Annotated in this window: 10 protein-coding genes; 9 read left to right on the forward strand and 1 reads right to left on the reverse strand. The window is 57.1% G+C overall.

Annotated features, from left to right (window positions below):
• The 9 genes from A3754_RS02525 to nqrM form a co-directional block, all read left to right on the forward strand.
• A partial coding sequence (locus tag A3754_RS02525) for a glyceraldehyde-3-phosphate dehydrogenase (RefSeq protein WP_063518772.1) occupies positions 1-1042 on the forward strand: 1042 nt, incomplete at its 5' end.
• A 267-nt stretch (positions 1043-1309) separates the two neighbouring features.
• Entirely contained in the window at positions 1310-2656 is a 1347-nt protein-coding gene (locus A3754_RS02530; protein WP_063518773.1) for a Na(+)-translocating NADH-quinone reductase subunit A, read from the forward strand.
• 2 nt (positions 2657-2658) lie between these two features.
• The gene (locus A3754_RS02535) at positions 2659-3918 is read left to right on the forward strand and encodes an NADH:ubiquinone reductase (Na(+)-transporting) subunit B (RefSeq protein ID WP_063518774.1); all 1260 of its coding nucleotides are present in this window, start codon (positions 2659-2661) and stop codon (positions 3916-3918) included.
• The gene (locus A3754_RS02540; protein ID WP_063518775.1) at positions 3918-4748 is read left to right on the forward strand and encodes a Na(+)-translocating NADH-quinone reductase subunit C; all 831 of its coding nucleotides are present in this window, start codon (positions 3918-3920) and stop codon (positions 4746-4748) included. Before A3754_RS02535 ends, A3754_RS02540 begins: the two co-directional genes overlap by 1 nt.
• Positions 4748-5413: an NADH:ubiquinone reductase (Na(+)-transporting) subunit D gene (locus A3754_RS02545; RefSeq protein ID WP_063518776.1), complete on the forward strand. Its 666-nt coding sequence runs from the start codon at positions 4748-4750 to the stop codon at positions 5411-5413. Before A3754_RS02540 ends, A3754_RS02545 begins: the two co-directional genes overlap by 1 nt.
• 12 nt (positions 5414-5425) lie before the next feature.
• On the forward strand, positions 5426-6046 hold the full coding sequence (nqrE, locus tag A3754_RS02550; protein WP_007150757.1) for an NADH:ubiquinone reductase (Na(+)-transporting) subunit E: 621 nt from the start codon (positions 5426-5428) through the stop codon (positions 6044-6046).
• Between the two features lie 15 nt (positions 6047-6061).
• Positions 6062-7291 carry an NADH:ubiquinone reductase (Na(+)-transporting) subunit F gene (gene nqrF / locus A3754_RS02555; RefSeq protein ID WP_063518777.1) on the forward strand — a complete coding sequence of 410 codons (1230 nt, stop codon included), beginning with the start codon at positions 6062-6064 and terminating at the stop codon, positions 7289-7291.
• A gap of 202 nt (positions 7292-7493) precedes the next feature.
• Positions 7494-8504 carry an FAD:protein FMN transferase gene (locus A3754_RS02560; RefSeq protein WP_063518778.1) on the forward strand — a complete coding sequence of 337 codons (1011 nt, stop codon included), beginning with the start codon at positions 7494-7496 and terminating at the stop codon, positions 8502-8504.
• 1 nt (position 8505) lies between these two features.
• On the forward strand, positions 8506-8742 hold the full coding sequence (gene nqrM / locus A3754_RS02565) for a (Na+)-NQR maturation NqrM (RefSeq protein ID WP_007151334.1): 237 nt from the start codon (positions 8506-8508) through the stop codon (positions 8740-8742).
• A 183-nt stretch (positions 8743-8925) separates the two neighbouring features.
• Here nqrM and A3754_RS02570 read toward each other — a convergent pair.
• Positions 8926-9140 (reverse strand): peptidase C39 family protein (locus A3754_RS02570; protein ID WP_197468393.1); only part of this gene is annotated, 215 nt, incomplete at its 5' end.

The following is a 9140-nucleotide window of genomic DNA, read 5'->3' on the forward strand; positions in this document are numbered from 1 at the left end:
CGGCTTCGGTCGTATCGGCCGAATTCTGGCCCGCCTGCTGATCGAAAAAGCCGGTTCCGGCGATGGCCTGCGCCTGAAGGCTATTGTGGTACGCGAGTCTGGCAAGGGTGATCTGCAGAAGCGCGCCAGCCTGCTGCGCCGTGACTCCGTTCATGGCCCGTTCGCCGGCACCATTGCCGTGGACGAAGAAGAGAACGCGATCATCGCCAATGGCAACTTCATCAAGGTGATCTACTCCAGCGACCCGTCGTCCATCGATTACACCGCTTACGGCATCAGCAATGCCGTGGTGATCGATAACACCGGCAAGTGGCGCGATGAAGAAGGCCTGTCCCAGCACCTGCAGTGCAACGGTGTTTCCCGCGTGATGTTGACGGCGCCGGGCAAGGGCAACATGAAGAACATCGTTCACGGCGTGAACAATGATCTGATCCAGGACAGCGACAAGATCATTTCTGCTGCCAGCTGCACCACCAATGCTATCGTTCCGCCGCTGAAAGCGCTGGAAGACAAGTTTGGTATCGAGTTTGGCCACGTGGAAACCGTACACTCCTACACCAACGACCAGAACCTGCTGGATAACTTCCACAAAGGTCCCCGTCGTGGTCGTTCTGCACCCCTGAACATGGTGCTGACTGAAACCGGTGCAGCCACTGCGGCCACCAAGGTATTGCCGAATCTGGACGGTAAGCTGACCGGTAACTCCATCCGCGTTCCAACCCCGAACGTGTCCATGGCGATCCTGAACCTGACTCTGGGCAAGGAAACCACCCTGGAAGAGCTCAACGATTACCTGCGTTGGGTAAGTCTGCATTCTCCATTGCAGCGCCAGGTGGATTTCGTGAGCAGCCCGGATGCCGTGTCTACGGATTTCGTCGGCTCTCGTCACGCCTCCGTGATCGACGCGGAAGCGACCATCGTGAATGGCCGCCACTGCGTGCTGTATGTGTGGTACGACAACGAGTTCGGCTACAGCTGCCAGGTGCTGCGTATCCTGCAGCAGATCTCCGGGGTGGAATTCCCGGTGTATCCAAAGGACTGAACCCCGGAATGAAGAAGCCCGCCCCGCGGGCTTTTTTTCGGTGCATTTCCCGTTTTTAAGTTGCACCAAGATGGTTCCATGCGACAAAAGGCGGGTCTGGCGGTGCTGGCGAACAGGCAGGTACGACTTTATAATGTGCCCGCCGGGTTTTTGTCGGCATCCATTGCATATTCCGGAATTTGCGAACATCCCCGGTAATTCCCTGTTTTTCAGGGCGATCCGGGGGTGTGCCTCGACTTCAGCAACACGCAACGTGGGCGAGAAACTATGATTAAAATCAGGAAGGGCCTTGATCTGCCCATCGCTGGTGCACCGCGCCAGACGATTGAGGAAGGTCATCAGGTTCGTTCTGTTGCCGTGCTCGGCGGTGACTATGTGGGGATGAAACCCACTATGGAAGTCCGCGAGGGAGACGTGGTCAAGAAAGGCCAGCTGATCTTCACGGACAAGAAAACCGAGGGTGTGAAATACACCGCTCCTGCTGCCGGCAAGGTGATTGCGATCAATCGTGGTCACAAGCGCGTGCTTCAATCCGTGGTGATTGAAGTGGCAGACCAGGAAGAAGAAGTCACCTTCGTCTCTCACTCTGCCGAACAGCTGGCTTCTCTGGACCGCGAAACGGTACAGCAACAGCTGGTAGATTCCGGTGAGTGGACCTTGCTGCGCACCCGCCCGTTCGGCAAGGTGCCCGCACCGGGCAGTACCCCCAATTCCGTTTTCGTTTCCATTCTCGATACCAACCCCCTGGCGCTGGACCCGGCGGTGGTGATCAAGGAAAACGAACAGGCTTTCCGCAATGGTCTGGCGGTGCTGAGCCGCTTGACGGACGGCCCGGTATGGGTGTGTCGTGGTCCGAATACGGACCTGCCGAGCTTTGCCGGTGGCCAGGTGCGTGAAGAAGCGTTTGCGGGCAAGCACCCGGCAGGCAATGTGGGCACCCACATTCATCACCTGGATCCGGTGGGCCTGAAGAAAACCGTCTGGTCCGTGGGTTATCAGGACGTGATTGCCATTGGCAACCTGTTCACCGACGGCAAGATCAGCTCCGCCCGTGTGGTTGCGCTGACCGGCCCGCAGGCAAAAACACCGCGTGCCCTGCGCACCCGTGTTGGTGCCAGCGTGGACGATTTCGTTCAGGGCGAGCTGAAAAGTGGCGATAACCGCCTGGTATCCGGCTCTGTGTTGAACGGCCACAACGCCCGTGGTCCGGTGGCCTGGTTGAGCCGCACCACCAGCCAGCTGACGGCCCTGCGTGAAGGCCATGAACGCGAGCTGCTGGGTTACATCTCACCCGGCACCAACCGTTTTTCGGTGATGAACATCTACCTGTCCAAGCTGATGCCGGGCAAGCGCTTCAATTTCACCACCACCACCAATGGCTCCGAGCGTGCCATGGTGCCGGTGGGGGCCTATGAAGAAGTGATGCCGCTGGACATTCTGCCGACGCAGCTGCTGCGCGCATTGGTCGTTGGTGATACCGACAGCGCCACGGCCCTCGGTGCCCTGGAGTTGCTGGAAGAAGACCTGTCCCTGTGCACTTTCGTGTGCCCGGGCAAATATGAATACGGTCCGATTCTGCGCGACAACCTGACCACGATTGAGGCGGAGGGCTGAGCATGGGTATGAGAAAGTTTCTGGATGATAAAGTGTCCCCCCATTTCCATGAGGGTGGCAAATTCGAGAAGTATTACACCTTCTACGAAATGTTCGACACCATGCTCTACACCCCGGATTCGGTGACCCGTTCCGCGGCCCACGTGCGTGATGGTCTCGACCTGAAGCGGATCATGATGACGGTGTGGTTCTGCACCTTCCCGGCGATCCTGTTCGGTCTGTGGAACACCGGTTATCAGGCCAACCTGCAGATTGCCGAGCTCGGTGCCAGCCCGCTGGCCGGCTGGCGCAGTGACCTGGTGGCAGCGCTGACCGGGTTTGATCCGGCCAGTATCTGGGCCAACGTGTTGCATGGTGCGGTCTACTATATTCCTATTCTGATTACCGTCTACCTGGGTGGTTTCATTTGGGAAGGCCTGTTCGCGTGGAAGCGTGGCCATGAGGTTAACGAAGGCTTCTTCGTGACCGGTATTCTGTTCACCCTGATTCTGCCGCCGTCCATTCCGCTGTGGCAGGTTTTCCTGGGGATTTCCTTTGGTGTCGTTATCGGCAAGGAAGTGTTCGGGGGAACCGGCAAGAACTTCCTCAACCCGGCATTGGTTGGCCGTGCGTTCCTGTACTTTGCCTACCCGGCGCAGATGTCCGGTGATGCAGTCTGGACCGCCGTGGATAACTTCTCCGGCGCTACCTCCCTGTCTCTGGCTGCTTCTGGCAGCCTGAACTACGCGGCTGGCCTGACCGGTAACGCCCTGACTGAAGGTGCGGCGGCGGCGACCGCCAGCCTGAGCTGGATGAATACCTTCCTGGGTAACATCCAGGGCAGCATCGGTGAGACGTCCACTCTGGCTATCCTGATCGGTGGCGCGGCCCTGTTGATGACCAAGATCGCTTCCTGGCGCATTGTGCTGGGCGTGTTCCTGGGCATGGTGGGCATGTCTGCGCTGTTCAACGTTATCGGGTCCGAGACCAACGCCATGTTTGGCATGCCGTGGTACTGGCACCTGAGCGTGGGCGGTTTCGCCTTCGGCATGATTTTCATGGCTACCGATCCTGTGTCTGCGTCCATGACCAACACCGGTAAATACATCTTCGGTGCCCTGATTGGTGTGATGACCGTCCTGATCCGGGTCATCAACCCGGCCTTCCCGGAAGGCATCATGCTGGCAATTCTGTTCGGTAACCTGTGTGCGCCGCTGATTGACTACTTTGTCACTCAGTCAAACATTCGCCGTCGTCTGCGTCGTACCGGGGGAGAAGTGTAATGGCTGGAAAAAATGAAAGCGTCAGCAAGACCCTGCTGGTTGCCTTCCTGGTGTGCGTGGTCTGCGGTGTGGTGGTTGCTACCGCCGCCGTGAGCCTGCGCCCGGTACAGAACGAAAACAAGCTGATCGACAAGCGCATGAACATCCTGCTTGCCGCCGGCATGTACGACGCTAGCCAGGACGTGAACGAGCAGTTCAAGTCCATCGAGCGCAAGTTTGTCGACATCGAAAGCGGTGACTATGTAGAGATGCCGGAAAGCTATGATCAGCGTACCGCCGCCAAGGACCCGGCCCAGTCCGAGCGCCTTAGTGGCGACGTGGACATTGCCGGTATCAAGAACCAGGCGGACGTGGCCGAGGTATACCTGGCCCGTGGTGATAATGGCGAACTGAGCCGTATCATCCTGCCGGTTCACGGTTATGGCCTGTGGTCCACCCTCTATGGTTTCCTGGCGCTGGAGCCGGATGCCAACACCGTGGCTGGTCTGGGTTTTTATGAGCACGGCGAAACCCCTGGCCTGGGCGGTGAAGTGGATAACCCCAAATGGAAGGCCCTTTGGGAAGGCAAGAAGCTGTACGGTGATCAGGGCGAAGTGGAAATTCAGGTCATCAAGGGTACGGTGGAAAGCAACACCCCGAATGCTGAACATAAGGTAGACGGCCTGGCCGGTGCTACCCTGACCAGCAAGGGTGTCAGCAACCTGCTTCGCTTCTGGGTCGGCGAGAACGGCTTTGGCCCCTACCTGAAGCGCATGCAGCAAGGTGGCGGTGATGTGGCTCAAGCCACCGATGCCGTTGAATCCAGCGAGCAGCCGGAAGGAGACGCGTAATGGCGGAGAAAACCAAGGACATTCTGTTAGGTCCGATTTTCGACAATAACCCCATCGCGCTGCAGATCCTGGGTATCTGTTCCGCGCTGGCGGTAACCAGCAACCTGAGTACTACGGTCACCATGTGTATCGCATTGACCGCAGTAACCGCGTTCTCGAACTTCTTCGTAAGCTCGATTCGCAACAGCATTCCTTCCAGCATTCGGATCATCGTGCAGATGACCATTATTGCGTCACTGGTAATCGTGGTGGATCAGTTTCTTAAGGCGTACGCCTACAGCATTTCCAAGCAGCTGTCGGTGTTCGTGGGGTTGATCATCACCAACTGTATCGTGATGGGCCGTGCGGAAGCCTTTGCCATGAAGAATCCACCGCTCCCGTCTTTCCTGGATGGTGTGGGCAATGGCCTGGGCTACTCCGCGATCCTGTTGGGCCTCGGTTTTACCCGTGAATTGCTGGGTGCCGGTAGCCTGTTCGGTCATCAAATTCTGCCCAAGGTGTCTGAGGGTGGCTGGTACATGACCAACGGCATGATGCTGCTGCCGCCGAGTGCTTTCTTCCTGATCGGGTTGTTCATCTGGGCCATCCGTGCGTGGAAGCCGGAGCAGGTAGAGCCGGACGACTTCAAGATGAAGCCACACACCCGTGTCAGCGACGCGTTTTAACGGAGACGAGTAATGTTTGAACATTATCTGAGCCTGTTCGTCCGCGCCGTCTTTGTTGAAAACATGGCGCTGGCCTTCTTCCTGGGCATGTGTACGTTTATTGCCGTATCCAAGAAGATCTCGACTGCGATTGGCCTGGGGATTGCCGTGGTGGTGGTGCTGACCATCACCGTGCCGGTGAACAACCTGCTGCTAACCTACCTGCTTGATGAAGGGGCGCTGGCCTGGACCGGTGTACCGGCGCTGGCCGAGCTGGATCTGCGTTTCCTGGGGCTGCTCAGCTACATTGGCGTTATCGCCGCGCTGGTGCAGATTCTGGAGATGACGCTCGACAAGTATGTGCCGAGCCTCTACAACGCGCTGGGTATCTTCCTGCCGCTGATCACCGTGAATTGCGCCATTCTGGGTGCGTCCCTGTTCATGGTGGAGCGTGATTACACCCTGGGTGAGTCCATGGTATACGGCGTGGGTGCCGGCACCGGGTGGGCGCTGGCGATCACATTGCTGGCGGGTATCCGGGAAAAGCTCAAGTACAGCGACGTACCGGATGGTCTGAAAGGTCTGGGCATCACTTTCATTACCGTGGGTCTGATGTCACTGGGCTTCATGTCATTTTCCGGCGTGCAGCTGTAAGGGGAGAGTTGAATCATGAGTGTTGAGATTATTCTCGGTGTCGTCATGTTCACTGCCATTGTGCTGGCGCTGGTGGCGGTGATTCTTGCTGCCCGTTCCCGTCTGGTGGCAACCGGTAACGTACACATCGATATTAACGACGATGCCGAAAAAGGCATTGATGCGCCCGCCGGCGGCAAGCTGCTGGGCACCCTGGCAGACCAGGGTATTTTCCTGTCTTCAGCCTGTGGTGGCGGTGGTACCTGTGCGCAGTGTCGCTGCCAGGTGCTCGACGGTGGGGGAGACATTCTTCCCACCGAAGAAGGCCACTTCACCAAAGGACAGATTCGCGATGGCTGGCGCCTGAGCTGCCAGGTCAACGTGAAGCAGGACATGAAAATCCAGGTGCCGGAAGAGTTCTTCGGCGTGAAGAAGTGGGAATGCGAGGTTATTTCCAATAACAACGTTGCCACTTTTATTAAAGNGCTGACGCTGAAATTGCCGGAAGGCGAAAACGTGGATTTCCGCGCGGGTGGTTATGTGCAGCTGGAAGCACCGCCCTTTGATGTGAAGTTTTCCGACTTTGACATCGATGAGGAATACCGCGGTGACTGGGAGCGTTTCAACTTCTTCGATTTGAACACCAAGAACAACGAAGAAGTGATTCGCGCCTATTCCATGGCCAACTACCCGGAAGAGAAGGGCATCCTGAAGTTCAATATCCGTATCGCGACGCCGCCTCCGGGGTCCAAGGATATTCAGCCCGGGATCATGAGTTCCTACGTCTTCAACCTGAAGCCGGGTGACAAGATCACCGTATTCGGACCCTTCGGTGAGTTCTTCGCCAAGAAAACCGATGCGGAAATGGTCTTCATCGGTGGTGGTGCGGGTATGGCACCCATGCGTAGCCATATTTTCGACCAGCTCAAGCGGTTGAACTCCAAGCGCAAGATCAGCTTCTGGTACGGTGCGCGGAGTGTTCGTGAGTGCTTCTATAACGAAGAGTACGACTTGCTTGCGGACGAGAACGATAACTTTGAGTGGCATCTGGCCCTGTCAGACCCGCAGCCCGAAGACAACTGGGATGGTCTCACCGGTTTTATCCATAACGTGCTGTTCGAACAGTATCTCAAGGACCATCCGGCTCCTGAAGACTGCGAGTACTACATGTGTGGTCCGCCGATGATGAACGCCTCGGTAATCAAGATGCTCGAAGATCTTGGTGTGGAACCGGAAAATATCCTGCTGGATGACTTTGGCGGATGATTCCAAACGCCGGCCTTCGGGCCGGCGTTTCTTTAAGTTCAAAGTTCAAAGTTGAAAAGGTAAGCGGTGATCTTGTGCATTTCCCTGCGAAATCGCTCGTCGCGGCTATAGCAGTGTCAGTGTAGTGCCTGGGCAACGCGCGTTTTAACTTTAAACTTTGAACTTTCAACTTGCGCTCCTTGTTAACCACCGGAACATGACAATGCCTCGCATTCTTCCTCTGCTGATTGTTTCCCTGGCGCTGCTGCTGACGGGCTGTGACGACAGCAAGAATCGCCTGTCGGTACTCAGTGGCCCCACCATGGGAACCACCTGGAGCGTAAAATACACCGGCACTCCGGACGAAGGCGTAGAAGCGTTGAAGGGTGATATTGAAGCGGCGTTGGAGCAGGTAAACGCCCAGATGAGCACCTACCGACCGGATTCCGACCTTAGCCGTTTCAACAGCGCCGAGCCGGGGACGCTGATGAATCTGCCCTCGGATACCGTTAAGGTGATGACTGCCGCCTTTTCCCTGTCGGAACAAACCGGCGGCGCCTATGACGTGACGGTGGGGCCGCTGGTTAACCTGTGGGGCTTCGGGCCGGACCCGGACCGGTTTGAGCCACCAGAGGCCAGCGAAATCGAGACAGCGCAGGAACGGGTTGGCTGGCAGAAACTGCTGCTCAGCGACCAGCAACTGCTGCAGCCCGGCGGCATCTATGTGGATTTGTCGTCCATTGCGAAAGGTTTTGCGGTGGACAAGGTGGCGGCCTTACTGGATAGCCACGGGCTGAATAACTACCTGGTAGAGGTGGGCGGAGAACTGCTGGGCAAGGGCAGCAAACCCTATAAACAGCCCTGGCGGGTTGCCGTAGAACGCCCGATTGCGGGTGTTCGCGAGGTGGAGCAGGTGGTAGACCTGAAGAATATGGCCGTGGCTACCAGTGGCGATTACCGTAACTTTTTTGAGTCGGACGGCCGCTTGTATTCCCATACCATTGACCCCCGTACCGGTTACCCGGTGGAGCATCAGTTGGCCTCGGTGTCCGTTTTGCACAAAAGTGCCATGATGGCCGACGGTCTGGCCACCGCCATGACGGTGCTGGGCCCGGATGAAGGAATGGCTTTCGCCAAAGACCAAGAACTGGCAGTGTTTTTTATTGTCAGAACCAGTAAGGGCGTGGAAGAGTTATCGACTCCCGCCTTCGATGCAATTGTGGAGGGTAAGTAACATGTTCATGACCATTGTGGCAGCAGTAGTTTTCATTGGCCTGCTTTTCGCCGGCATGGCCGTGGGCGTGATTCTTTCCAACAAGCCGGTCAAAGGCTCCTGTGGTGGCCTGGCCTCACTGGGCATGAAACAGGACTGTGAAATCTGCGGCGGTAACGACGATGAATGTGAAGAGAATGCCCGCAAGGTGAACAGCGAAAAAGCGGCCACCCTGGGCAAGGACGTGATGAAGATGTAAGCCCGCGCCCGGCCACAAGAAGCCCGCCCCGTGCGGGCTTTTTTGTGCCTGAACGGCCCGCAGGAGCGATAACAGCAGTCGCGAGTTGCGAGAAGCGAGTGTCGAAAAGCAAAACCTCAAAGAGCGGAAATTCAGGCTTTCGCGACTCGAAACGGTTTTATTGCGATGTTCGCAAGGCATTATTCAGGGGCGGCTCAAGATCACCGCCGTGCGCAGCTTTGCCTGCCCGTATTGTCGCATCTGATCAAATTTTTTCCGCGTGATGGGCACATGCTGGCAGTCCATAGGCACTTGGTCTTCGCCGGGGTCCGGGTCATGAATGTAGAAGCATTCTCCGTCGCTGCCGCTGATGGCAACCCAGTGTGGAGCCTTGCGTCCGTCCAGCCGCCAGGTGCTGA

Source organism: Alcanivorax sp. HI0083 (assembly GCF_001635175.1).

What these genes read in the sequence shown, in the direction of transcription:
- A3754_RS02535 (WP_063518774.1), top strand. Translation starts at nt 2,659, where the DNA reads ATGGGTATGAGAAAGTTTCTGGATGATAAAGTGTCCCCCCATTTCCAT.
- nqrM (WP_007151334.1), top strand. Translation starts at nt 8,506, where the DNA reads ATGTTCATGACCATTGTGGCAGCAGTAGTTTTCATTGGCCTGCTTTTC.
- A3754_RS02545 (WP_063518776.1), top strand. Translation starts at nt 4,748, where the DNA reads ATGGCGGAGAAAACCAAGGACATTCTGTTAGGTCCGATTTTCGACAAT.
- A3754_RS02530 (WP_063518773.1), top strand. Translation starts at nt 1,310, where the DNA reads ATGATTAAAATCAGGAAGGGCCTTGATCTGCCCATCGCTGGTGCACCG.
- A3754_RS02560 (WP_063518778.1), top strand. Translation starts at nt 7,494, where the DNA reads ATGCCTCGCATTCTTCCTCTGCTGATTGTTTCCCTGGCGCTGCTGCTG.
- nqrE (WP_007150757.1), top strand. Translation starts at nt 5,426, where the DNA reads ATGTTTGAACATTATCTGAGCCTGTTCGTCCGCGCCGTCTTTGTTGAA.
- A3754_RS02540 (WP_063518775.1), top strand. Translation starts at nt 3,918, where the DNA reads ATGGCTGGAAAAAATGAAAGCGTCAGCAAGACCCTGCTGGTTGCCTTC.